Consider the following 208-nt stretch of genomic DNA (forward strand, 5'->3'; position numbering starts at 1 on the left):
CGGATTCGCTCAGAATCAGTCGCCGCTTGGGCTTGATCGTGCACAGCCTTCGTGCGGGCACGTTTGCCAGTGCCGTACTTTTTGACCCAAGAATGTAGCGAGGCACGGTTGATACCGAGCTCAGCTGATGCTGAGTTCAGCGAGAGATCCTAGTTGTTTTCATAGAGGGCTACGGCATCGCGTTTGAACTGTTCGGAGTACCTGGACA

General features: G+C 54.3%; 1 pseudogene. It reads right to left on the bottom strand.

The window, feature by feature from the left end:
* Positions 1-68: 68 nt before the first annotated feature.
* Positions 69-208, bottom strand: a pseudogene (locus tag HMPREF2692_RS13435) (transposase); the annotation flags it as partial.

It is taken from the genome of Corynebacterium sp. HMSC036D03 (assembly GCF_001836185.1).
Classification (GTDB): Bacteria; Actinomycetota; Actinomycetes; order Mycobacteriales; family Mycobacteriaceae; genus Corynebacterium; species Corynebacterium simulans.